The sequence below is a fragment of the Desulfoluna spongiiphila genome (assembly GCF_900101345.1).
Classification (GTDB): domain Bacteria; phylum Desulfobacterota; class Desulfobacteria; order Desulfobacterales; family Desulfolunaceae; genus Desulfoluna; species Desulfoluna spongiiphila.
In genome coordinates, this window is record NZ_FMUX01000019.1 from 118,906 (window position 1) to 142,834 (window position 23,929).

The 23,929-nt window shown below is 58.3% G+C and carries 18 protein-coding genes; 16 read left to right on the top strand and 2 right to left on the bottom strand.

Annotated elements, in window-relative coordinates; translation table 11 throughout:
• Window positions 1–828 (bottom strand): enoyl-CoA hydratase/isomerase family protein, encoded by an 828-nt coding sequence (locus BLQ12_RS20930; protein WP_092213780.1) that lies wholly within the window; start codon window positions 826–828, stop codon window positions 1–3.
• A gap of 338 nt (window positions 829–1,166) precedes the next feature.
• On the opposite strand from BLQ12_RS20930, the gene BLQ12_RS20935 reads away from it, so the two are divergent.
• On the top strand, window positions 1,167–1,577 hold the full coding sequence (locus tag BLQ12_RS20935; RefSeq protein WP_092213782.1) for a hypothetical protein: 411 nt from the start codon (window positions 1,167–1,169) through the stop codon (window positions 1,575–1,577).
• Window positions 1,578–1,654: 77 nt separating this feature from the next.
• Here the strand turns inward: BLQ12_RS20935 and BLQ12_RS20940 are convergent, their stop codons facing one another.
• The gene (locus BLQ12_RS20940; RefSeq protein ID WP_092213784.1) at window positions 1,655–2,983 is read right to left on the bottom strand and encodes a UDP-glucose dehydrogenase family protein; all 1,329 of its coding nucleotides are present in this window, start codon (window positions 2,981–2,983) and stop codon (window positions 1,655–1,657) included.
• Window positions 2,984–3,329: 346 nt separating this feature from the next.
• Between BLQ12_RS20940 and mfd the strand changes: the two genes are divergently transcribed.
• The 15 genes from mfd to BLQ12_RS21020 all read left to right on the top strand — a co-directional run bounded on the left by mfd (window position 3,330) and on the right by BLQ12_RS21020 (window position 23,299).
• On the top strand, window positions 3,330–6,845 hold the full coding sequence (gene mfd, locus BLQ12_RS20945; RefSeq protein WP_092213786.1) for a transcription-repair coupling factor: 3,516 nt from the start codon (window positions 3,330–3,332) through the stop codon (window positions 6,843–6,845).
• On the top strand, window positions 6,823–7,497 hold the full coding sequence (locus tag BLQ12_RS20950; RefSeq protein ID WP_092213788.1) for a SurA N-terminal domain-containing protein: 675 nt from the start codon (window positions 6,823–6,825) through the stop codon (window positions 7,495–7,497). Before mfd ends, BLQ12_RS20950 begins: the two co-directional genes overlap by 23 nt.
• A 119-nt stretch (window positions 7,498–7,616) precedes the next feature.
• Window positions 7,617–8,300, top strand: a complete 684-nt coding sequence (locus BLQ12_RS20955; protein WP_092213790.1) for a SurA N-terminal domain-containing protein — start codon at window positions 7,617–7,619, stop codon at window positions 8,298–8,300.
• A gap of 34 nt (window positions 8,301–8,334) precedes the next feature.
• Window positions 8,335–8,724 (top strand): helix-turn-helix domain-containing protein, encoded by a 390-nt coding sequence (locus BLQ12_RS20960; RefSeq protein ID WP_092213792.1) that lies wholly within the window; start codon window positions 8,335–8,337, stop codon window positions 8,722–8,724.
• A gap of 61 nt (window positions 8,725–8,785) precedes the next feature.
• Window positions 8,786–9,052 (top strand): hypothetical protein, encoded by a 267-nt coding sequence (locus BLQ12_RS20965; protein WP_139164061.1) that lies wholly within the window; start codon window positions 8,786–8,788, stop codon window positions 9,050–9,052.
• Window positions 9,053–9,322: 270 nt separating this feature from the next.
• Window positions 9,323–10,687, top strand: a complete 1,365-nt coding sequence (gene mgtE / locus BLQ12_RS20970) for a magnesium transporter (RefSeq protein WP_092213796.1) — start codon at window positions 9,323–9,325, stop codon at window positions 10,685–10,687.
• 7 nt (window positions 10,688–10,694) lie between these two features.
• Window positions 10,695–11,474 (top strand): DNA repair protein RecO, encoded by a 780-nt coding sequence (gene recO, locus BLQ12_RS20975; protein WP_092213798.1) that lies wholly within the window; start codon window positions 10,695–10,697, stop codon window positions 11,472–11,474.
• Window positions 11,475–11,487: 13 nt separating this feature from the next.
• Window positions 11,488–12,549, top strand: a complete 1,062-nt coding sequence (locus BLQ12_RS20980) for a GHMP family kinase ATP-binding protein (protein ID WP_092213800.1) — start codon at window positions 11,488–11,490, stop codon at window positions 12,547–12,549.
• A 716-nt stretch (window positions 12,550–13,265) separates the two neighbouring features.
• A complete protein-coding gene (gene glyQ, locus BLQ12_RS20990) occupies window positions 13,266–14,144 on the top strand; it encodes a glycine--tRNA ligase subunit alpha (RefSeq protein WP_092213804.1) in 879 nt (292 codons plus the stop codon).
• A gap of 80 nt (window positions 14,145–14,224) precedes the next feature.
• The gene (glyS, locus tag BLQ12_RS20995; protein ID WP_092213806.1) at window positions 14,225–16,306 is read left to right on the top strand and encodes a glycine--tRNA ligase subunit beta; all 2,082 of its coding nucleotides are present in this window, start codon (window positions 14,225–14,227) and stop codon (window positions 16,304–16,306) included.
• Window positions 16,307–16,425: 119 nt separating this feature from the next.
• A complete protein-coding gene (locus tag BLQ12_RS21000; RefSeq protein WP_092213808.1) occupies window positions 16,426–16,686 on the top strand; it encodes a hypothetical protein in 261 nt (86 codons plus the stop codon).
• Window positions 16,687–16,958: 272 nt separating this feature from the next.
• The gene (locus tag BLQ12_RS21005) at window positions 16,959–17,687 is read left to right on the top strand and encodes a nucleoside phosphorylase (RefSeq protein WP_092213810.1); all 729 of its coding nucleotides are present in this window, start codon (window positions 16,959–16,961) and stop codon (window positions 17,685–17,687) included.
• A gap of 51 nt (window positions 17,688–17,738) precedes the next feature.
• Window positions 17,739–19,598 carry a BRCT domain-containing protein gene (locus BLQ12_RS21010; protein ID WP_092213812.1) on the top strand — a complete coding sequence of 620 codons (1,860 nt, stop codon included), beginning with the start codon at window positions 17,739–17,741 and terminating at the stop codon, window positions 19,596–19,598.
• A 400-nt stretch (window positions 19,599–19,998) separates the two neighbouring features.
• Window positions 19,999–22,233 (top strand): dynamin family protein, encoded by a 2,235-nt coding sequence (locus BLQ12_RS21015; RefSeq protein ID WP_175469982.1) that lies wholly within the window; start codon window positions 19,999–20,001, stop codon window positions 22,231–22,233.
• Between the two features lie 568 nt (window positions 22,234–22,801).
• A complete protein-coding gene (locus tag BLQ12_RS21020; RefSeq protein WP_175469983.1) occupies window positions 22,802–23,299 on the top strand; it encodes a GNAT family N-acetyltransferase in 498 nt (165 codons plus the stop codon).
• Window positions 23,300–23,929 lie beyond the last annotated feature (630 nt).

Sequence of the window (23,929 nt, forward strand, 5' to 3'; positions counted from 1 at the left end):
TTACACCCCCTTGAATATCGGTCGGCGCTTCTCTTTAAAGGCGTCAATGCCCTCCTGCCAGTCCCGGCTCTCCATGCATGCGACAATGGCCTTGGTCTCTTCGGCGTAGCTCTCTTCCAGCGTAAGGGAGGGCGCACGCTCCATGAGGGATTTGGCAAGGGCCATGGAGAGGGGCGCTTTGTCGGTCATGCGGGCGGCCAGGGCCATGGCTTCGCTTAACAGGTGGTCTGCGGGCACGCTGGCAAGGGCCAGGCCGGTTTGAACGGCTTCGGGCCCGTTCAGGACCCGGCCCGTGTAGATGAGTTCCCGGGCCCGGGCCAGGCCCACGGTGCGTTCCAGGTGGCGTGTGACCCCGCCGCCCACCATGGTGCCGAGGCCTGTTTCGGGAAAGGCCAGGGTGGCTGTGTCGGCCATGAGCACAAAATCGCAGTTGAGGGCCAGCTCGGTGCCGGCACCGCGGGCGGGGCCGTTGACGGCTGCGATAACCGGAAGGGGAAGGGTGCGGAGTTTCAGGCAGGTGGCGTGGGCCAGCTCGATGTAGGCCTTTTTTTCCGTGGGGGTACGTCCTCCGTCGGCGTGGTGCTTGAGGTCCGCACCGGCACAAAAGGCCTCCTTGACGGGCTGTCCGGCGCTGGTGGTGTTGTCGGGCAAGGGGGGGGCACCCGTGAGGATCAGGGCTCGTACGGCGGGGTCCGAAGGCAGTGAGTCCAGTATGGCCCCCAGCTCTTCGTACATGCGTTCAATGACGGCGTTCATGCGATGGGGCCGGTTGAGACGCAGGATACCGGTGTTGTCCCGGGCCTCGAAGAGCACGGTTGCTGGGGTCATCTGAAGTCTCCAGACCGGTTTTCAGCCGACAGGGTCAGGCGGTAAAGAGGGGGCGAAAACCGCGTGGGTGGTGTAATTTCTCAATAAATCAAAATTTTACCAAATGCCTCATCGGCGCGTCAAACAGAACGTTTGCAATTTTCAATTAAACATGTAACTCTTTCCTCCAAAGTTCAGTATTAGGCTAACGTGTTGCATGACTTATTGACTATAATACAGGGGCTGGTTTCTGCGGTAACGTCACGGGTTTTATTGGTGCGGTGGGCCCGGTTTGTATTTGATTTACGGGTTTTGGGGCGTCTTTCCGGAGTGGTCATTTTTCTGATACGGATGGTGTTATGACATTGAAAAAATTGGGGTTGATCCTGCTGGTTTTTGCCTGTACGGCCTGTTCCTCACAGGAGTACAGTTACCCCGTGCACTTCGAGACCCTGCTGAACGATCACTCCATTCTCACCTTTGATGTGACGGTCGTCATGAAAAACGAGAAGGGGCTGGAAGAGTTGAAAAAAAAGGTGGCCCAGGTGGAGTACGGGATGCGTATCGTGCTGACCCAGAGGCACCCGGACCAGATCGATACCCCCAAGCGCATCAAGAGCGTGATGCGAAAAATCTGCGAATCCCAGATGGCGAACCGGGTGGATCGGTTTGATGTGACGCAGATGAGACTCCGGCGGTACGTCGGCGGAGCCAAGTACGTGGATGAAGGTCCCAAGGGGATCAGCCGAAAGGGCCTCACCGGCCAGTAGGGGCTGTGGATCACCCTTACAAGTATTTACAAAAAGCGGGCATGCGCCAACGGCGTGCCCGCTTTTTTTTGTTGGGTTCAGCGGCCGATGCCTTCGTAGTGGAACCCTTCTGTTTTGAGTTGCTCGGGGTTGTACTGATTTCTTCCGTCGAAAATAACGGGCTGGGCCATGAGGCGTTTCATCGCCTCGAAATCAGGTTGGCGAAACGGTTTCCATTCGGTGACAAGGAGCATGGCGTCCACATCCTTCACGGCGTCATACTGGTGGTCTGCCAGGGTGAGGCTGCCGCTCTTCAGGTGCCCGGCCAGGCTTTGCCCTGCTTCTTCCATGGCCACGGGGTCGTAGGCTGTTACCGTGGCCCCTGCGGCGATGAGCTGATCGATGACCACCACGGCCGGGGCTTCTCGCATGTCGTCTGTACCCGGCTTGAAGGCCAGCCCCCAGACCCCGAAGCGGCGTCCGGTCAGATCGTCTCCAAAATGGGCCACCACCTTTTCAAAGAGGCGTTTTTTCTGGAAGGCGTTTCGCGTCTCCACGGCCTTTAAGATAAGCGGCGTAAAGCCCACCTCTCCGGCGGAACGGATCAGGGCCTGTACATCTTTGGGAAAGCAGGACCCTCCATAGCCGCACCCTGCGTAGATAAAGCTGTAGCCGATGCGGCTGTCCGAGCCGATCCCCTTTCGGACGCTCTCCACATCCACCCCGAGTTTTTCACACATGAAGGCGATCTCGTTCATGAAGGAGATCTTGGTGGCCAGAAGGGAGTTTGCCGCGTACTTGGTCATCTCCGCGTCGCGGATGCCCATGGAGACGATTTTGTCCTGAATGCGGGAAAAGGGAGCATAGAGGGTTTTCATGATGGCTTCGGAACGCGGGGAATCGGTGCCGATGACCACGCGGTCGGGGCGCATGAAATCGCCAACGGCCGCACCTTCCTTGAGAAATTCGGGGTTGCTCACCACATCAAATTCCACGGAGACCCCCCGTTTGTCCAGCTCTCCCTGAACCACCTGCCGGACCTTGTCCGCGGTGCCAACGGGAACCGTGGATTTGTCCACGATGACGCCGTAGCGCGAGAGGTTTTCCCCGATTTCACGGGCCACGGTCAGGACGTATCGGAGGTCTGCGGAGCCGTCTTCTCCCGGCGGGGTTCCTACGGCGATGAAGAAGAGGTCGGAGTGTGTCATGGCTTCGGATAGATCTGTGGTGAAATTGAGGAGCCCGAGCTTGTGGTTGCTTGTCACCAGACCCTCAAGGCCGGGCTCGTAGATGGGAAGGACCCCATTTTTGAGGTTCTCAATCTTGGCTTTGTCCACGTCTACGCAGGTGACGTGGTTTCCCATCTCGGAAAAACAGGCGCCGGTGACGAGGCCCACGTAGCCTGTACCGATGACAGTGATATGCATGGTGATCTCCCGGTTTCGGATGATTGCCATCCGTTTTTAGATAATTGAGGTGAAAAAAAACGTTGGCTTGCACGTACGTTGCCCTGTATTTCGGGGCGATTTGTCTTATCCCCCGGGTAAGTGCAACGGGGGCTTTCTGATTCAAAAGGGTGTTGTTGTCTCGGGGTATTTCCTGTAGGCTCTGTGCACGCATCCTGCCGGATGCTTCTTTTCGTTTTTATCTACGTTTTTTAAAGAGGGGGGAGAGCCGGCATTCGGTGCAACCAATCTGGTGTGGCGTGTTGGGGGCTCAGTCTTGCCGGCAAGCGCTTTTGTCTTCAAACCGTAATGTTTCCGTACAGTGAATATGGCTCAAAATCAAGTGGAAAACATCCTGCGTCCCTTCCTGACGCAATCTCAGGACAGAGGGTCCTCATCTGTCATCGCCGGGCTGGCCGGGTCGGAAAAAGCCCTGGTCACAGACACCATCTCCCGATTGGTCCCTGGGCCCCTTGTGGTGGTTCTTCCCACCATGAAGGACGTGGATACCTTTTTGGGGGATCTCTCCCTCTTTGCCGGTGTGCCTGCCGAGGAGGCGGCCGCCCTGTTCCCTCCCTACAACATCCTGCCGTACAAATCGGTGTCGTATCACGCGGAAACATCCGCCAAGAGGATCCGGACCCTTTACGCCATGCTGGAAGGGCGGATGCCGAAGATCGTGGTCACCACCGTGGACACCCTGATGCAGCGGCTGATCCCCAAAGACGAGATGAACGCCTACGCCGATCTCCTGATGGTCAACGAGGAGGTGGATCGCGTCGAGCTCATTGCTAATCTGGTGGCCGGGGGATACGTTCGCACCTCCATTGTGGAGGAGCCCGGTGACTTTTCCGTGCGGGGCGGTATCGTGGATTTCTTCTCACCTTACCACGATGACCCGGTGCGGGTGGAGTTTTTTGGTGATGTGGTGGACTCCATCCGTCTTTTTTCCGCATCCAACCAGCGGCGAAAGAGCTCCCTTGGGGAGGCGGTCCTCCTTCCTGCCCGGGAAACCATCCTGCGCCGGGAGAACCTGGAAGGGGTGGTGGGGCGGATCCGGCGGGCGGCCGCCGACGCCGGGGTACCCCTTGACGAGGTAAAGAACCTGGTGGGACGGGTCAAGGCGGAAGAGGGGGGATCCTCGGTGGAGAGCCTCCTCTCCCTGGTGTACCCGAGCCTGGACACCTTTATGGATTACCTCCCGGCAAACGCCCTCATGGTGATTCCGGATCCCGACGGGTTGCGCCGGAGCCGGGATGTTTTTCTCCAGCGGGTGGCCGGTAACTACGAGCTGGCCCAAAAGGGGAATCGCCTCACCGTTGAACCGAATCAGCTTTTTCTGGACGAGGAGGACCTGACTGCCCACCTCAAGGCCTGTCGGGTGCTGGAGTACGCCATGGTCGCCACCGCACCCCGGGAGACAAACAGCTCCCTGACCCTGTCGATTTCCGACCACAGCGCCCTCACCGCCGAGCTCAAGACCCGACCCACCAAGGAGGACGCCCCCCTTCAGCCCCTGGTGGATCGCCTTGAATCCCTTCGCCGGGACGGGCACCTCACCTGGATCCTCTGCAGTCGGGAGCCCCAGGTGGAACGTCTCCTGGATTTGTTGAAACCCTATGGCATCGCGCCGCCTGTGGGGGCATACAACCGCGAGGCATCGGTACGCGGGGGCGCTCTTCGCATTGCCGTGGGCCATCTGTCCACCGGTTTTTTCTGGCCCGATGCCGGTCTGGCCGTCATCACAGAAGATGAGATCTTCGGGGCCAAGCGCCGGGTGGTGCGAAGCGCCAAACGGCGGGCCCGGGATGAACTCCTCTCCCTGGGGGAGCTGAAAGAGGGCGACCTTGTGGTCCATGACGAGCACGGTATCGGTCGGTACGTGGGCCTGACGAAGATCGTGGTGGGGCGCATTACCAGCGATTATCTTGCCATCGAGTACAAAGACGAGGACCGGTTCTACCTGCCCGTGGATCGCATGGGAATGATCCAGAAGTACGTGGGTGTCGAAGGACACAAGCCCCTGCTGGACCGCATGGGTGGCAAGTCCTGGGACAAGGTGAAGGCCAAGGCTAAAAAAGACGTGGAGAAGATGGCCGGGGAGCTCCTCAAGCTCTATTCCGAACGCAAGGTGAAAAAAGGCTTTAAATTCTCCCCGTCGGACGCCTACTTCAACGAATTCCAGGCCTCCTTTCCCTACGAAGAGACCCGTGACCAGCTCGGTGCCATCGAAGATGTCCTTGATGACATGGAAAAGGAGACCTCCATGGACCGCCTGGTCTGCGGGGATGTGGGGTACGGCAAGACCGAAGTGGCCATGCGCGCTGCCTTTAAATCCGTTGCCGACGGCAAGCAGGTGGCGGTGCTGGTGCCCACCACGGTCCTTGCCGAGCAGCACCTGAAGACCTTCCGGGAGCGGTTTGACCGTTACCCGGTCATCGTGGAGAGCCTCAGCCGGTTCCGAAAGGCGGCCGAGCAACGACGCATTGTCGAAGCCCTGGGGGAGGGCAAGGTGGACATCGTCATCGGGACCCACCGCCTCTTTTCTGGGGACGTGGACTTCAAGGACCTGGGCCTTCTGATCATCGATGAGGAGCAGCGGTTCGGTGTCCGTCACAAGGAGAAGCTCAAAGGGCTCAAGAGCACCGTGGACGTGCTGGCCCTGTCTGCCACCCCCATCCCCAGGACCCTGCACATGTCCCTGGCCGGCATGCGGGACATCAGCGTGATCTCCACCCCGCCCGAAGAGCGTCAGGCCATTATCAGCTATATCGCCGAATACGATGACGCCATCGTGGGGGAAGCCATCACCCGGGAGCTGGACCGCCAGGGCCAGGTCTTTTTCGTCCACAACAACGTGGCCTCCATTGAGCGCATGGCCGATCGCATTCGGGACCTGGTTCCCACGGCCCGGGTGGGAGTGGCCCATGGCCAGCAGACCGAGCGGGAGCTCGAAAAGGTGATGTTCGCCTTTGTGGAGAAGCAGATCGATGTGCTGGTGACCACTACCATCATTGAGTCGGGCCTGGATATCCCCTCGGCCAACACCATGATCGTAAACCGGGCGGACCGCTTCGGCCTCTCCCAGCTCTATCAGCTCAGGGGCCGTATCGGCCGTGGCGACGAGCAGGCCTTTGCCTATCTTTTTGTGCCCGAAGAGGCCCGCCTGAGCCGGGATGCGGCGCGGCGCATGAAGGTCTTGATGGAGCACACCGACCTGGGCTCCGGCTTTCAGATCGCCATGAGCGATCTCCAGATACGCGGCGGAGGCGCTGCCCTCGGGGCCTCCCAGTCGGGGCATATCGCCGCCGTGGGCTACGACATGTTTCTCACTCTCATGGACGAGGCCATCTCCGAGTTGAAGGGGCAGCCCAAGGTCCATGCCCTGGAGCCGGAGATCAACGTGAACTTCTCCACCTTCTTCCCGGAAGACTATATCCCGGATATCGAGCAGAGGCTGGTGCTCTACAGGCGCCTTGCCCGCATGGGGGAACTCAAGGAGATTGCCGACATCAAAGGCGAGATCGTCGATCGGTACGGGAAGCTGCCCGAAGAGGCCATGAACGTGCTGTTAAAGATCATGCTGAGGATCCAGGCGGTGAGGGCGGGCGTTAAAAAGCTCGAACTGTCCGGCACCCAGCTCTCTCTCTCCTTTTCCGATCTTCACCAGAAGGTGCCCCACGCCATCGTGGAGGTGACGGCCAGGGGAGAGGGGCGCTACGAGCTTACCCCGGACCTGTTGTTCCGTGCGACCCTTACCAAAGGGAGCAACAGCAGCCTGTTGACACAATGCAAGAATATTCTCAAGGAGGTGGCAGCGTATGTTAACCCGGCAGACGATTAAACAGGGGCTGCTGGCCCTGGCCACCGTGATGGTTTTTGGCGGGCTTTTTACGGGGTGTACCGGAGGAGCCGCCGAGGCCCCTGAAACACCCCTTCTCTCATGCCGGGGCCGGGCGGTTACCGTGGGAGACTATCAGGATGCCCTGAAGCTGGCCCTCCAGGGGTACCCCTATGAGAGCCTCTCCAGCGGAGAGGAGGTGGCGGCCATCCGTCAGGGTGTGCTCCATCAACTTAAGGAAGAGCTTGTGCTCATGTGCCTTGCCGATGAAAAGGGGGTCGCCCTTGGGGAAGAGGCACTGGAAATGGCCACAGCCCGGGCCCGGGCGGGATATCCCGAAGGAGCCTTTGAAAAGGAACTGATGGATCGCGGGCTCTCATATGACCTCTGGAAACGCCGCCTGGCAAAACGGCTGCTGATGGACAAGGTCCTTGCTTCTGAATTCAGGAATGAACGTCCCCTTTCCTACGCCGACTTTCAGGCCGTCCAGGGCGGGGTCCCCTCGGGGCTGAGCGAAGAGGGGCTGGTCCAACAGGTCAGGCGATCCCACATGGAGGCCGCCTATCGTGCTTGGCGGCGGAGCGCTGAAGGAAAATATTCAATTGAAGTTAACGGCGAATTGTGGGAAAAGATCCTTGAAGAAGGCAGGCCATAGTGTTCCACCCATGGGAAAAACCCAGCACGTGTGGAACCCATTCTGGCTGTAAGCGTTGAATCGCTTTTGTGTTTACGGCGGTTCGGGCAGGCAGTGTTTAAACGGAGTCGGACGAAATTATGATTAAGTCAACGACCGGACATTTTAAAAAATTGGTGTGTTGTGTGCTCGTGGCCGTATCGGCCTGCCTTGTGGCAGGAACGGCGGGGGCGAAAAAAGCAGAAGTGATTGATCGCATCGTGGCCGTGGTCAACGATGATGTGGTCACCCTTTCAGACCTGAACGAAGAACTGGCTCCCTATGAAGAGAAGATCCGCCAGATGAACTACCCTCTTGAAAAAGAGATGCAGATGCGGTTCAAGCTTCGTGAGGACCTGATCAATCAGCTTGTGGAGAAAAAACTAACCGACCAGCTTGTGGCGAGAAAAGATATCCATATCGGCGAAAAGGAAGTGGACCGTGCCATTGAACGTGTCAAGAGCCTCAATCAGTTTACCGATGAGGCCTTAAGGGCTCAGCTCAAGGCACAGGGCCTTGATTACGAGACCTATCGCAGCGAGATCAGGCATCAGCTGCTGAGGAACCGCCTGGTCAGCTACGAGGTGAAATCGAAAATCGTTATCACCGACGAAGATGTGCAGGCCTACTACGAGGCCAACAAGAAGGAGCTTGGGAACAAGCCCCTTGAAGAGGCCCTTCGATCCTCCATTATGGATCAGTTGTATCAGGACGCCGTGGGCAAGAAATTTGCCCAGTGGCTCAGTGACTTAAAAAAAGAAGCACATATCAAGGTGATTCAGTAATACCGCAGGCCGGCGGCGTGAAGGAAGGGGGCGCATGGCTGAAAACAACGACGAGGTGCGGGAACGGCCCCAGTTTAACGAATACCTTCGGGAGACCCGGTTGCAACATGGCATCACCGTTGAGGCGGTGTGTCGAGAAACAAAGCTTTCCCGCCACGTGGTGGAGAGCATCGAGGCGGGAAACCGCAGCGTTCTTCCCGAAGATGTGCTCCTCAAGAGCTTTCTTCGGTCCATGGCAGAGGCGTGCGGAGCCGATGGTGATACCGCGGTTTCCCTCTATCTGGAGGCGCACCCTCCCTCCCGGGAGGGTGCCAGCTTCTGCAGTCCCGGTAACCGAAAGCGGAACCTGGGGCTGGTGTTTATCCTGATTTGTTTGGTGTCCCTTGTTGTCGGCGGGGTCTCTTTTTTTTTTGACGCCCCCTGAAACCAACGTATCACAGCAGGCAGAGCCTCCCTCCGAGGCTCGCATCATACCCGAAAAAAAAGTGAAAGAGAAAAGGCGCCCTGAAAAGACACGCGAAGGGCTCCTGCTGGAGATTCTTTCGGCCGGAAAGGGCCAGGTCAAGGTAAGCGCCGACGGCAGCCTGCCCAAACCCTATGCCATGAAACAGGGCGAGCGCATCTCCATCCGTGCAGTGGAAAGCTTTAACATTCTTCTGGAAGACAAGTGCGCCGTGGCCCTGTTCTACAACGGGCGGCCCGTGGAAATCCCCGGGCCGTGCGGGCGGCCGGTGAACCTCTGGATTCCATGACGGATCTGATATATTCAGGGGCCATGGCGCCCCGTTGTGGAGGCCGGCAGGCACTGGCCGGCTTCTTCTATTTCTGCACCGCCACAGGCCGTGGCGGGAAACCTTTTAACCCCGACGTGATCAGGACAACCGCGCCTCTGATCCCGTCGGGCCTTGGAACAGGACACGGCAGCCTCGAAGGGGAGCCCGGTTTTTACGGGGCCCTTGGCGACTGTTGTGCCCTGTCTGGCGTCGGGGCCGCAGGGGCCCTGTCATGCGGGGAGGTAGACCATGAGCGAAGACAGGAACAAAATTCTTGAAGAGACCATCAAGCGGCTTTTGAGGCGCGGGGCCATCACCAATCTTCAAAAAATTGTCAACAAAACCCACGCGGCGGACCTTTCCGTTGTCTTCAGGAATCTTTCGGTAAACAGTCAACGCAAACTCTTCGACATGATAGTGGACTATGAACAGCGGGCGGTGCTGCTGAGTGAACTCAGCGAGTACACCTTCACGGACTTCATCGAGACCATTGAGGTGGAAGAGCTCCTGGATGTGTTCGATCACATGCCTGCAGATGACGTGGCGGACCTTATCGCCGACCTCCCCCCGGAAAAGGCCGACGCTGTCCTTGAGAAGATGAAGACCGAGGAGTCCGAAGAGGTGGAGGACCTCCTCAGCTACGATGACGACACCGCGGGCGGTATCATGGTGCCCGATTTTGTGGCGCTCTCCGAAGAGAACACGGCCCGGGAGGCCATCGAGTCCCTCCAGAAAGATTTCCCCGATGTGGAGATGCCCTTTTACCTGTACGTGGTGGACGAGCACGAACGGCTCGTGGGGGTGGTTTCCCTTCGCCAGCTTGTTGTGGTCAAGCCCGGAACGCCCCTGAGGGACTTCATGACCACGGACATCTTTTCCGTGAAGACCGATATGGACCAGGAAGAGGTGGCCAAGATCGTGGCACGCTACGATATCCTGGCCGTCCCTGTCGTGGACGACAACAACCGCCTCATGGGCATCGTCACCGTGGATGACGTCATCGATATTTTTCGACAGGAAGCCACCGAGGACATGCTGAAAATGGCCGGTGTGGGCGAGGAGTTCGTGGAGACCCAGTCTGTGGTGAGCAGCACCCGGATCCGTCTTCCCTGGCTCTTTGCCAGCTGCATCGGGGGGATCCTGGCCTTTTTTATTATCGGTCACTTTGAAAATACCCTGAAACAGGTCACCTACCTGGCCGCCTTTCTTCCCGTGATCATGGGGATGGGCGGGAACATCGGCACCCAGTCCTCCACCATTGTGGTGCGGGGCCTGGCCACGGGACGCCTCGTGGCCGACGACCTCCGGAACGTGGTGTGCAAAGAGCTCTGCATCGGCATGATTCTGGGGATCATCTACGGGGGGCTTATCGCACTTGCCGCACAGATACGGTTCGGCGCGGAGCTCAACACGGCGATGCTCGCCGTTTCCGTGGGGCTGGCCGTGCTGTCGTCCATGTCCATCGCCGCTCTGGTGGGCTCCCTGGTTCCCATGGTGTTCGGACGCATCAACATCGACCCGGCCGTGGCCACGGGCCCCTTTGTCACCACCAGCATCGACATCATCAGCGTCTATTGTTATTTTAAGATCGCTACCCAGCTCCTGGGGCTTTAAGACCGGTATGGCCCTTGTTCCCCAGGTAATCATCCGGAAGGCCCGGGCTATTTTGCTCCGTAAGGTGGAGTACGGGGACCACGATGTGGTCCTCACCTTTCTTACACCGGACAAGGGCAAGGTGAGCGCCTTTGCCAAGAACGCCAAAAAGAGCGTGAAACGCTTTTCCGGTGTCCTGGAGCTTTCGACCCTCCTTGAGATCGTTACCCGGCAGGGAAAGGGCCTTCCCTACCTGGAAGAGGCCTCCATTATTTCGCCTTATGAGTCCATCCGGACCGATTACCTGCGATCGGCCTATGCCGGGTACTGGTCCGAAGTGACCATTCAGTGGCTGGAAGAGGAGGTGCCCCAGGAGCGCCTGTTTGCCCTCTTTGAAGCAGCCCTGGGCGCCCTCAACGATACCCGGAGGTCCCCTGGCGGCGTCAGTATCCTGTTTCAGGTGATTTTCCTTGATCTTGCGGGGTTTGCACCGGCCCTGGCCCAGTGTGCCGGCTGCGGGGAGTCCCTGGAAAATCCCTCCGGAGACCGGGTCCTGTTTGATTTGGACCGGGGGGGGCTTGTCTGTCCCGGGTGCCGTGGGGAGGCCCGCCATCGCATGGCCATTTCCGTGGGGACCCTGAAGCAGCTGAGATGGGTTCAGGACGAAGGGCTGGAGGGCGCCTTTCGTGTTCGGTTCAGCCCCATGGCAGAGCGAGAGGCCCTGGCCCTTCTGGAACGGTTCCTGCCCCGTCACCTCGGTCGTGAGCCCAAGAGCCTCTCCTTTCTTTCCAAAATCCGATCCATGTAAAGGACAACCCGCCATGCCTAACGAGACAGGCCGTCCCATCACCACAACCGTGGTTACCTCCGCACCCTGCCGGGTGGATATGGGGGGCACCCTTGATCTGGCTACCTTCCACCTTCCCTTGCGGCATCTGGACCCCGTCACCTTTAACCTGGCCCTGGACCTTCGGACCCGGGTTCGAATTTCTCCGTATACCAGGGGGCGAGTCCGCATCGCCTCCCGGGGATTCGAATCGGCCGAGTTTCCCGCCCGGGAGCTTCCCTTTGATCATCCCATGGGTCTGATGTTCGGCATTGCCGCCTTTTTTGACGCATCGGGGGTGGCCATCGACATTGATTCGGCTTCTCCCCCGCGGAGCGCCCTGGGGGGCTCTTCCGTGGCGGCGGTGGCCCTGTGCGCGGCGTTTCTTGTGGCCCTTGAGGGCATGGAAAACGGGGATGCCTTAAAATGGCGCGCCGCCCGTATCGCTCAGTCTGTGGAGAGCGCCGTGGCAGGTGTGGTTTGTGGCATTCAGGACCAGGTGGCCGCCGCCTTCGGCGGGGTCTCCCTCTGGCACTGGGACGGGGAAGGGGCACATCGCCGGACTCCGGTGCTCACCCCCGGTACCGCAGATCTTTCGTCCCATTTCGCGGTGGCCTACTGCGGTATTCCCCATGATTCCCTTGATATCAACGGACGATGGGTCAAAGGGTTCTTGAGCGGGAAGCACAGGGATGAGTGGCACCGGACCATTGGATTGACCCACGCCTTTGCCGGGGCCATGGCCGAACAGGACTGGCGGGAAGCCGCAGAGCTCATGAACCGAGAGACCCGAATCCGTGTCTCCATGACCCCGGATGTCCTTGACGAGGCCGGGCAGGCATTGGTTGCGGCCGCCGTGGACCACGGGTGCGGGGCACGGTTCACCGGGGCTGGAGGCGGGGGGTGCCTCTGGACCGTTGGTGAGGCAGCCGATGTGCTGGCGGTGAAAACCGCCTGGTCGTCCATCTGTTCCGAGACTCCCGGGGCAGGGGTGCTGCCCGCCGGGGTGGCGTGGGACGGGGTGACGATCCACAAGGCGGGAGATGAGAGGCCCTGACGGGCGGTATTTTAAGGGCCACGCCACCGCCTTTATCGTAACTGTTCAGCTTATGCCTCCGGCGGCCCTGCCGGGGGCTAAACTTTTGCCTGATCTTATCAACGACGGGTTTAATAAACAGGCTTTAAAAAACAGACTCAGACCAATCAAAATCAATAGCGAATGTGTTTTTCCCTGAGGAACGAAGGGGAAAGCGCATTTGTAACCTGCTTTCGAGGTGGCACACCTCGCCGCCGGAGGCATTGTTTTTGTTTTTTCCTGAGCCCTCTTGACCCTGTGATTCATCAGGCTTTAACCATAGAAGGCTGTTTATTGGGGCTGAATAGTTACCCTTTGTCAAACTTTTCAAAAGTTTGGCTCGTCGACGAGATGCCGGAAGGAATTTTTTTTGTGTTTCCGGGTTCTTGCGAACTTTCCGGGACGGTCCGGATACCCTGTGCCTTTTGATTGACTATCGGTATCTTATCATGTAGTTTTCTTTGGTTAAAATAAGATGGTCGTGCAGCAAAGGGATGCCTCCGGGTGTTTTCCTTCTATTTTGTGTTGTGGCGGCGCGGGACCCCATTATATTGCGTGTCGCGACGCGATACCCTCTGCGTCTGCAGACCATCGAATCATGTGAACCTTTACGACCGTGAAAGGGGCGGGGTGTGAGTTCATACCCAACTTTTTAGGATGCGTCTTTCCAGGCACCGAGTTATTTGAGGAATCTAAAGATGAATTTTCAGGATGTGATTTTATCGTTGCAGAAATACTGGGCGGGCACCGGCTGTGTGTTGAGCCAGCCCTTAGACCTTGAAGTGGGGGCAGGGACCTTTCACCCTGCGACCCTTTTGAGGTGCCTCGGCCCCGAGCCCTGGAAGGTGGCCTACGCCCAGGCCTCCCGTCGTCCAACCGACGGTCGTTACGGCGACAACCCCATGCGCCTGCAGCACTACTACCAGTTCCAGGTGCTGATGAAGCCTTCACCCGCAAACGTTCAGGAACTCTACCTCGAGAGCCTCAAAGTGCTGGGGATCGACCCCCTGGACCATGACATCCGTTTTGTGGAAGACGACTGGGAATCACCCACACTGGGGGCCTCTGGTCTCGGGTGGGAAGTCTGGCTCGACGGCATGGAGGTCACCCAGTTTACCTATTTCCAGATGGCGGGCAGCATTGAAGTCAAGCCCGTGTCCGTTGAGCTTACCTACGGCCTGGAGCGTATCTGCATGTACCTGCAGGGCGTGGACAGCGTCTACGACCTCAAGTGGAACGATACCCTGACCTACGGGGACATCTTCCATCAGCAGGAGGTCGAGCAGTCCACCTACAACTTCGAGATTGCCGACGTGGACATGCTCCTGGACCTGTTCAAGAAGTATGAGAAAGAGGCCGAGCGCATCATCGAAGAGGGGATTGTCCTTCCCGCCTACGAGTGCTGCATCAAGTGTTCGCATCTTTTCAACCTCCTTGATGCCCGCGGAGCCATCAGCGTCACCGAGCGAACCGGCTACATCGGCAGGATCCGAAACCTGGCACGTCTCTGCGCCCATGGCTACATCGAGCAGCGTGAACGCCTCGGGTTCCCCATGCTGAAGAAACAGCAGGGCTGATGAGGTTCCGTGACGGGCACCCGCCCGCCCTTAAGACAGATTTCGCTGCACCATCGACGCAGCTGACACACAGGTGAGATATGAAGACCTTACTTTTTGAAATTGGAACGGAAGAGATTCCTGCAGGGTATATTCGGCCCGCCCTTGATTTTTTGGCCAACGCCGTGGCCGACAGGCTTAAAGAGAACCGCATCGATGCCGGGGAGGTCACCACCTGCGGCACCCCGCGTCGCCTCACCGTGATGGTTACCCGTGTGGCCGAAAGCCAGAAGGCCGAGACCACCGAAGTAACCGGTCCCCCTGAGTCCGTGGGGTACGATGCCGACGGCACCCCGAAGATGCCCGCCGTGAAGTTTGCGGAAAAGGTGGGGATCGATGTGACGGAGATTGAGATCAAGGAGACCAAAAAGGGGCGTTACCTCTGTGCCAGCGTGGCCGAAGAGGTCAAGGCCACCGTGGAGGTCCTGTCGGAGATTCTTCCTGAATTGATCCACAAGATGCCCTTTCCCAAGACCATGCGCTGGGCTGATCTCTCCGTTACCTTTGCCCGTCCCGTCCAGAACATCGTGGCGCTTCTGGGAGATGCTGTAATTCCCTTCTCCTTCGGCAACGTGACCAGCGGAAACGCCTCCTTCGGCCACCGCTTCATGAGCCCCGGGCCCGTGGTGATCGAAAATCCCGACACCTACCTGGAGACCCTTGAAGCGGTCCATGTCATCGCGGACTTCGATGCCCGCCGTGCCATGGTCAAGGAGCGGGTCACCGAGGCGGCCAAAGAGGCCGGTGGCTTCCTGCTGCCCGATGGCGAGCTGTTCGATACCGTCACCAACCTCATCGAGTACCCCGTGGTGGTCGTCGGAACCTTTGACGAAGATTTCCTGGCCGTGCCCGACGAGGTGCTGATCACCTCCATGCGGGAGCACCAGAAGTACTTTGCCGTGGTGGATGAGGCCGGAAAACTCAAGAACGCCTTCCTCGTGGTAAACAACACCCGCGTCAAGGATCTCTCCCTGGTGCGACGCGGCCATGAAAAGGTGCTGCGCGCCCGTCTGGCCGATGCTAAATTCTTCTTCGACCAGGACCTGAAAGAGAGCCCGGATGCCTGGGTGGAGCGCCTTAAAGGGGTCCTCTTCCAGGCGAAGCTCGGCACGGTCCACGACAAGGTCGGGCGCATCAAGCACCTTGCCGGTGTCCTGGCCGAGGCCGCCGGTGCCTCGTCCGACGTGGCCACACACACCACCCGGGCTGCCGAACTCTGCAAGGCCGACCTCGTCAGCCACATGGTGGTGGAGTTCACCAAGCTCCAGGGGGTCATGGGCCGGGTTTACGCGGAGCGGGCAGGGGAGGATGCGGCCGTTGCCGCCGCCATCCAGGAACACTACAAGCCCCTCTACTCCGGCGGCGAGCTTCCCCAGACCGACGAAGGGGCCCTGCTGGCCCTGGCCGATAAGCTCGACACCCTCTGCGGCTGTTTTGCAGCGGGCCTGATTCCCACCGGTGGCGCCGATCCGTACGCCCTGCGTCGCCAGGCCATCGGTATCGCCCAGATCATGGTGAAGATGGGCTACGCCTTTCCCCTCCGGCCCGTGCTGGAAGAGGGGGTGGCCGCTTACGCAGACCGCATCGAGGTCAACACAGGCGAAACGGTTTCGGCTATCATCGACTTTATCCGCGGTCGTATCGACCACCTTCTCTTTGAAGAGGGATACGCCAAAGACGTGGTGGCTTCCGTCACCGCCGTGGGCATCAACGTGGTGCCCGACATCTGGATGCGTGTGAAAGCCCTCTCCGAGCTCAAGGAGAAGGCGGACTTCGAAGCCGTGGCCGCAGCCTTCAAGCGTGTGGTCAACATCATCAAAAAAGCCGACCTTGCAGGGGGCGTCGCCTCCGTGGACCCGGCTCTTTTTGAGCATGACAGCGAAAAAGAGCTCGTCAACGCCTTTACCGCCACCCGTACCGAGGTGGAAGACGCCCTCAAGGACGGCGGGTACGCCAGGGCCTTGTCTGCCGTGGCAGGCCTTCGTCCTTCGGTGGACCGGTTCTTCGAGGACGTCATGGTCATGGCCGAAGACGCCAGTGTCCGGGCCAACCGCCTGGCCATCCTGGCCGGCATTGCCGGGCTCTTTGGTGACATTGCCGATTTTTCCAAGCTTTCCGCTTGATCATAAAAGCTGCCTCCGGCAGGGCCGCCGGAGGCATAAGCTGAATAGTTACAATACCATTAATCCGGTCTCTCGTTCTTTTGACGACAGGCCGCCATCAAGAAAAAATGGAGGAGTCCATGGCTGGATTTGATCCGGAAAAGGATAAGAAACTCAAAGAGTGGCGATGTGAAGACACCGGCCTTCTCGTTTCCATCAACCAGTATGACAAAGGGGAGCCCAAGGTACAGATCGGGCCGCGCATCCTTAAGAAAAAGGACGGCACCGACCGCGCCCCCGCCAAGGCGGGCCGCCTCTCCATCAGCGACATCAGCTTTATTTACGATATCATCGACGACATCAAAGATGAGCTGGAAAACAACCTTGACCCCATGGGCTAAGGAGCTGTATGGCCCGTCGGTCTTCCGGCGGGCCTTTTTTTAAAGGCGCCCATGCGTCTTGCACTGCCCTTTTCTGCATTGCCGTCCCGACCAGACCTTTCCTGCCGTAACCTCCCATGGGGTCGGGGTGCTTGTCGTTGGTTTCCTGCAATATTGAGAATCCGTAAAATAATCAGGGTGCCGTACCGCGATCTATTATATATTGAGATAGCGGCACGTGTTGAACAAGTGATACATTTTACGGCGTTATCGGAAAAAAGGAGGATTAACCCATGCCAACAGGTATTGTGACCCCCCCGCAAGGCCCGGAGATTCCTGAAAAGGTGGTTCTTGCAGCCACTCAGCCTGACTTTTCCGAACTGATCAAAAACCTGGATGCCAAAGAGGTCAAGGGCGTCCCCATGCCCATGCGGTTGTTTCGAACGGGAAACATCGCCATTGCAGGGCCTTTTATGGGCTCTCCCCAGGCGGTGATGCTCCTGGAAAATCTTGTGGCCTGGGGCGGAACCTACTTCCTCTTTACCGGGTGGTGCGGCTCCCTTACGGGTAAGCCCGGCATCGGAGAGACCCTGCTTCTCACCGGGGCCTTTGTGGATGAAGGCACCTCCCTTCACTATGGCGTGGAGGCCGTGGGGCATTGTGTGGCCCCCTCGTCTTCCCAGACCGACTTTGTGCGGGCAACCCTTGAACGGGGAGGAGCTTCTGTTGCCGAGGGCAAAGCCTGGACCACCGATGCGCTCTACCGGGAAACCCCGGAGCGGATCAACCGGTTCAAGGACCTGGGAGCCGTGGCCGTGGAGATGGAGGCATCGGCCTTTTTTGCTGCGGCCCGCTATCGAAAAGTGAAGATGTCCGCATTGATGACGGTGTCCGATGACGTCTCCGGGTTGAGCTGGAACAAGGGGTTCGGCACCCCGCAATTTAAAGAGGGGCGGAAGCGGACCCTGGATGCCGTCTGCCTTCTGGCCGGGCAATCGAGCTGGGCGTTGACTTCTGATTGATGACATAAATAAATGAATGGCTGACCTGGCCTGCATGAAAAAACGGACTCTATGAATGACATTGAACGGCTCGTTGAGGAGCTGACGCGGTTGAATGAGGCGTACCGAAGCGGTGAGCCCCTGGTTTCAGATGCACACTACGATGAGAAGGTGGAGGCCCTGCGCGCCATGAATCCCGCCCACCCCTACCTGAAGGCGGTGGAGCCGGAGACCTTCAACGGCAGGGGAAAGGTGCGTCATCCAGTCCCCATGCTTTCCACAGAAAAAGCTTATAAAATCGAAGATCTCGAGCGCTTTGTTAATCGAGTGGATAAAGCGGCCCTGGAGATCGGGCTCTCCTCTGTGACCTATCAGGTGATGGCCAAACTCGACGGCTTGGCCGGCAGGGACGACGGCACAGAGTTTGCCACCCGTGGCAACGGCTTTGAAGGCTATGAGATCAGCAGCGCCCTTGCCAAGGGGGTGATCCCCCTGGGAGGGCGGGGCAAGGGGCTCGGCGAGATCGTCATGAGCCTCTCCTATTTTGAAGCCAACCTCAAAGAGCATTTCGAACACCCCCGCAACATGGTGGTGGGCATCATCACCTCGGATGTCCTCAACGAACACGCCCAGAAAGCTCTGGAAGACAAAGCGGTCCGGTTTGTCCCCTATTCGGAACTGAAAAAATGGACGGGCAGCGGTCAGGAGATGATCGAGACCATGGACGCCATCCGGGAGGAGGTCCTTGACGGGATAGATTACCCGGTGGACGGGCTCGTGGCTCAAGTTACCGACGAGGCCTTGCGAACGCATATGGGCGCAACCAGCCATCACCATCGCTGGCAGATCGCCATCAAGACCCGGGGAGAGAGCGCCGTCACCACCGTGGAGAGCGTCACCTGGCAGGTGGGCCGCACCGGCAAGGTAACTCCGGTGATGGAGGTGACCCCGGTGAAGGTCTCGGGTGCCACCATCCGTCGCGTTACGGCCCACAACCTGGAGCGCCTTCGCTCCGAGAGCGTGGGGCCCGGTGCCGAGATCGAGATCATCCGAAGCGGGGAGGTGATCCCCAAGCTTGAGAAGGTCCTTACCCCGTCCGAGGCGGTCTCCATTCCCGAGACCTGTCCCGTCTGCGATGCCCCCCTTGAAGAAGACGACAAGTTTCTGCTCTGCGTCAATCCCTTGTGCAGCGCCAAGGCCGAGCAGCGCATCGTCCACTGGTTCAAGACCCTGGGCAGCGCGGACTGGTTCGGCAAAAAGACGGTGCAGAAGCTGGTGGAGAAGGGCTACGACACCCTGGAAAAGATCTACAAGCTGAAAGCCGTGGAGTTCCAGGCCCTGGGTTTCGGCCCGGTGCAGTCGGAGAATCTTTACAACGCCCTGGGCATCAGCCGCACGGAGTCCGTGGAAGACTGGCGGTTCCTGGCGGCCTTCGGGGTTCGCAGCCTGGGCAAGAGCGAAGCCCGGAACCTTCTTTCCGTGTTTCCCCTGACCGAGCTCATCGAAAAAACGGGCGAAGAGATCCTTGAAGCCGATATCAAGGGCTTTAAGGGCGCCAAGTGCGAAAACATCGGCACGGGCCTGGCAGGCGTTCGAGAGACCATCCGCCACATGCTGGCCCTTGGGTTTGTTCTCGAGTACACCCCCCTGGCCGCCGAGGTTGCCGAATCGGCATCGGACTCGCCCCTTTCCGGCAAAGGAGTGGTCTTCACCGGCAAAATGGTGCGGGGAAGCCGGGAGGAGATGCAGGAGATGGCCCGGAAACAAGGGGCCACGGTGCAGTCCTCGGTCTCGGGTAAGACCGATTACCTCGTGTGCGGGGCCAACGTGGGTGCCAAGAAGATGGAAAAAGCCCGGGAAAAAGGGGTGGAGGTTATCGACGAGGACCGCTTTTATGACCTTGTAACGACGGGTTCAACAAAGAGGCCTTAATCGTTCTTCTTGAATGACGTTTGGGCCTTGGTTATCCTTTGGCCGCGACGTTCAAAAAAACCGAGAAAAATCGACCGAAACGGAACGCCGCACTCCGGTGCGGCTTTTTAGTCCGTCGTTATCCGTGCCGCACAGGAGTGCGGCGCTCCAGGGGACAAGGGTGTTCGGGGGGTAATGTAAATGGGCCGATGGCCCAAACGATGATTAAGGCCGACGTTTGTTTGAAAGGCGGATGTGATTTGACCCGAGGAACGAGGGGCAAAGCGCATTCGCAACCAGCTTTCAAGGTGGCTCACCTTGCCGCCGGAGGCTGATTTTCCTCCGCCTTTAATTATAGAAGGCCGTTTTGACCATAGCTGGTGGACCGTAATACTTATCAATCATGCAGGTTAAGGTGTTTATGAAGCGATACAAGGAGCTGAAAGAGGAGATTCTTAAAGCGGGCCGTGACTTCAGGGCCCTTTTTTCCAAAGCGGGCGAGGCCATGCCGGTGGTCGAAGGGACCTTTGATCGGTGGGAGAAGACCCTGGACGGCATTGACCGCCAGATAGAGGACGAAAGTTTTCGCGTGGCCGTGGTGGGGCCCATCAAGTCGGGCAAGAGTACCTTTGTGAATTCGTTGTTCAAGGGGGATTACCTTAAGCGGGGAGCCGGGGTGGTGACCTCCATCGTCACCCGCATCCATTACGGGGAGACCCTGGCCTCGGAGCTCACGTTTAAGAGTTGGGACGAGATCAACCGGGAGATCGCCCACGCCGCAGAGCTTTTGCCGGGCATGGACCTGACGGTGGGGGAGACCCCCTTTGACCTGCGCAAGGAGGGGCACCGCGCCGAACTTGCTGCCGGTCTGGAAGGCCTTTCCAGGGACCTTCTCATCACCGAGGACGCCCGCAACGTCCACACGGTGCTCCTCTCCTCGTATTTGAAGGGGTATAGTCGCATGGAGGGCCTGATCCGCCCCGATGCGGTGACCCGGCGCTTTGAGGGGGATGATTTTGCCTCCCATCGGGACTACTCCGGCGACGAGGTATTGGCCGTCTACCTCAAAGATGTGTGCCTCACCATCGATACCGTTTCCTGGGACCCTTCAGTAGAGATCGCCGATTGTCAAGGGAGCGACTCCCCCAATCCCCTCCACCTCTCCATGATCCAGGATTATCTGGTTTATGCGGACCTGTTGGTGTACGTCATCAGCTCCCGTACCGGCTTACGTCGGGCGGATATTCGGTTTCTGACCATGATCCGGGAGATGGGCATCGCCGAGAACACCACCTTTGTGGTGAACTGTGATTTCTCCGAGCATGAGTCCATGGAGAACATGGAGGCCATTGTTGCCAAGATCACCGAAGAGCTCTCCCTGTTGATCCCCGAACCTGAAGTCCACACCGTCTCCGCCCTGTATCAGCTCCTGACCTCCCTGGAAAAGAGCCTGGGCCAGAGGGATCGCATGCGCCTGGAGCAGTGGCGTCTGGACGAGGCTTTCAGCAACGCCTCGGTTACGGGCATGGCCGGGTTCATCAAGGCCCTGGAGGAGAAGCTCACCCTCCAGAAATATTTTATTGCGCTAAACAACCATGCCGAACGCCAGATGGTCATCGCAAGCGGGGTGCAGCAGTGGATCAACCTCAACCGGGAGATTCTTTCCCGGGATCGCGACAGCGCCTCTCGCCTTGTGTCGGGCCTGACCCATCAGCAGGAAAAGATGACCCATGTCAAAACCATGATCCGCAGCACCCTGGACGGTGCCTTGAAAAAAGTGAAGGGCGATCTCTCCGACCGGGTGGACCGCTTTTTCGATGCGTCCCGGGGGCAGGTGGTGACCGATATCATGACCCACATCCGGCAGTACGCGCCGGACTACGAATCCTATGTCACGGACGATGAGGATGAGGACGCCTTTATCCGGGCCATGGGGGCCGTGCACCGGGATTTTCGGCAGGGCGTTGACCTGCTTCTGGCCGAGGAGATCACCCCCCGGATCATCGGTCTTGCAAAGGAGCTGGAAGAGGGCCTGGTGGCCGATCTGGACAACATCACCGCGCCGTACGGCCTGATGATCAACGACACCCTTGGGGATTATCGCCTGGCCGTGGAAGAGCTGGGCCTCACCCTGGGGGAGTCTGTTCCCCACAGCCTGCCCACCATGGACCTCGAAACGGCCCGCAAGATGGCGGGCATCCATTTTCCGTCGGTGGCAACCGTTCTGGATTACTCCCTGCGGGTGCGGGCCGAAGCCATGGTGCGGTTCGGAGCCTACACGGTTATTAATTTTGTCCGGCACCTGATGAAAAAGACCCGGAAGGACCGATCGGAACTTTGCGCAAAGGCCCTTGCCGACGGCATGAACCGCACCCGCAAAGAGGCCCTGGAGTCCATGGGACAGCATCTTCGGAGCTACAAAGAGAACCTCAAGGACCGGTACCTCTACAAGCTGGCCGATGCCCTGGCCGACCAGCTCTTTGAACGGCATGCCGAAGGGTTCCATGCCTATATCGGCCAGCTGGATGAGCTGACCCGCCGCATCGAAGAGACGGGCAAAGACAAAGAGACGGTCTTAGGGGCCCTGGACGCGATGGAAAAGGATGCGATCCGCCTCTTCAGGCAGGTGGATCAAGTTAAAATGATGGTGGCCTAAGAGCTAAAAGCAGGCCTCCGGCGGCAAGGGTGGCGAAGCCACGGTAGGCAAAAAACACCTTGAAAGCAGGTTGCGAATGCGTTTTGCCGGCCTTAGTCATCGTTTCGGCCAGGACCATAAAAACCGCGAATTACCTGTGGTCGCCATACTACAGACGGAACATGTCATTCCGGGCATGGGTCCCCGGTCACTTGACGATACGAAAGGTGGCAAGTGCCGGATAGCAATACGGTACAACCGGCCCCTTTTCCCGGGCAGCCGGGGAAGACGAGGAGGTGCGAAGGGCGTCACACTCTGTACCGTCTTTCCCGCGAAGGCGGGAACCCATGTTGGTTATGGAATACTGCCGGGCTTCATGATGCGGGTGGTGCGATAAACGTGAAGGTGGCCTTAACGATGATCAAGGCCGTTTTGCCCTTCGTTCCTCGGGGCAAATCACATCCGTCTTTGATCCAAAGATAATTCTGGACTCATTTGTTAAAACCTGTTTATCAAACTTTTCAAAAGTTTGGCCCCCGGCAGGGCCGCCGGAGGCATTTTTTTTAAATTTTAAGGAGTATGAATCGACGTGTCTTTGGTTTTTCGTAATGCGCAGTTGAGTGATGTGGACGTGTGTCATCGTATCGAGTCCTCGCGGTACCCGGAAGATGAAGCCGCGAGCCGGGGAAATATTGAAAAACGGATTGCCGCCTTTGCCGAAGGGTTTCTTGTGGCCGAACGTAAGGGGGAGGTCATCGGGTTTGTGAACGGCGGGGCCACCTCCAATGTGGATCTGGCCGATGAGGAGATCAAGGCGATGATCGGCCACGATCCCCAAGGGGAAAATCTGGTGATCATGTCCGTGGTGGTGGATGAGGCCGTGGCCGGAACCGGGGTTGCCGGGCGGCTCATGAAAGCCTATGTGGAAAAGGCCTGGGCCCAGGGACGCAAAGGGATTTTTCTCCTCTGCAAGACCCACCTGATTCCCTTTTATGAAAAATTTGGCTTTCAGTGGGTCTGCAAATCAAACTCCACCCACGGCGGTGCCGAGTGGCACGAGATGGCGGCACAACTGCCCGGAAGCTAAAGAAAGGAAGTGCCTCCGGCGGCCCTGTCGGGGGCTAAACTTTCAAAAAGTTTAACAAATAGGTCTTAAAAAATCATTTCAGATGAAGCCTCTTTTAAAGGCAGATGTGATTTGCCCCGAGAAACGAGGGGGCAAAGCGCATCCGCAACCTGCTTCTTGTCGCCGGAGTTATTCCTGTTGGTGTCAAATGAATTCGAAATGCCTGTTATCGTGTTTCCAGAAGAATGAAATAGGCCTCTCCTGCTAAAACGGCTGCCACATGTCACACACCACGCGAATGCCCCGAAATTGTGTGTAAAACGACTGCCTTCATGCATTCGCCATAAGGTTTCAAGGTGCCCCCACCTTGCCGCCGGAGGCAGCCAGGTTAAAGATGCCTCCGGCGGCCCTGCCGGGAGCTAAACTTTTAAAAAGTTTAATAAACAGGTTTTAAAAACAGATTCGGCTTAATCTGAATCAATAGCGAATGTGATTTTCCCTGAGGAACGAAGGGGAAAGCGCATTCGCAACTGCTTTCGAGGTGGCACACCTCGCCGCCGGAGGCATTGCTTTTGTTTTTTCCTGAGCCCTCTTGACCCTGTGATTCATCCGAACTTTAACCATAGAAGGCATTGCTTTTGTTTTTTCCTG

Coding starts and splice junctions, on each gene's coding strand:
- BLQ12_RS20930 (WP_092213780.1), bottom strand. CDS start 828: ATGACCCCAGCAACCGTGCTCTTCGAGGCCCGGGACAACACCGGTATC.
- BLQ12_RS20935 (WP_092213782.1), top strand. CDS start 1,167: ATGACATTGAAAAAATTGGGGTTGATCCTGCTGGTTTTTGCCTGTACG.
- BLQ12_RS20940 (WP_092213784.1), bottom strand. CDS start 2,983: ATGCATATCACTGTCATCGGTACAGGCTACGTGGGCCTCGTCACCGGC.
- mfd (WP_092213786.1), top strand. CDS start 3,330: ATGGCTCAAAATCAAGTGGAAAACATCCTGCGTCCCTTCCTGACGCAA.
- BLQ12_RS20950 (WP_092213788.1), top strand. CDS start 6,823: ATGTTAACCCGGCAGACGATTAAACAGGGGCTGCTGGCCCTGGCCACC.
- BLQ12_RS20955 (WP_092213790.1), top strand. CDS start 7,617: ATGATTAAGTCAACGACCGGACATTTTAAAAAATTGGTGTGTTGTGTG.
- BLQ12_RS20960 (WP_092213792.1), top strand. CDS start 8,335: ATGGCTGAAAACAACGACGAGGTGCGGGAACGGCCCCAGTTTAACGAA.
- mgtE (WP_092213796.1), top strand. CDS start 9,323: ATGAGCGAAGACAGGAACAAAATTCTTGAAGAGACCATCAAGCGGCTT.
- recO (WP_092213798.1), top strand. CDS start 10,695: ATGGCCCTTGTTCCCCAGGTAATCATCCGGAAGGCCCGGGCTATTTTG.
- BLQ12_RS20980 (WP_092213800.1), top strand. CDS start 11,488: ATGCCTAACGAGACAGGCCGTCCCATCACCACAACCGTGGTTACCTCC.
- glyQ (WP_092213804.1), top strand. CDS start 13,266: ATGAATTTTCAGGATGTGATTTTATCGTTGCAGAAATACTGGGCGGGC.
- glyS (WP_092213806.1), top strand. CDS start 14,225: ATGAAGACCTTACTTTTTGAAATTGGAACGGAAGAGATTCCTGCAGGG.
- BLQ12_RS21000 (WP_092213808.1), top strand. CDS start 16,426: ATGGCTGGATTTGATCCGGAAAAGGATAAGAAACTCAAAGAGTGGCGA.
- BLQ12_RS21005 (WP_092213810.1), top strand. CDS start 16,959: ATGCCAACAGGTATTGTGACCCCCCCGCAAGGCCCGGAGATTCCTGAA.
- BLQ12_RS21010 (WP_092213812.1), top strand. CDS start 17,739: ATGAATGACATTGAACGGCTCGTTGAGGAGCTGACGCGGTTGAATGAG.
- BLQ12_RS21015 (WP_175469982.1), top strand. CDS start 19,999: ATGAAGCGATACAAGGAGCTGAAAGAGGAGATTCTTAAAGCGGGCCGT.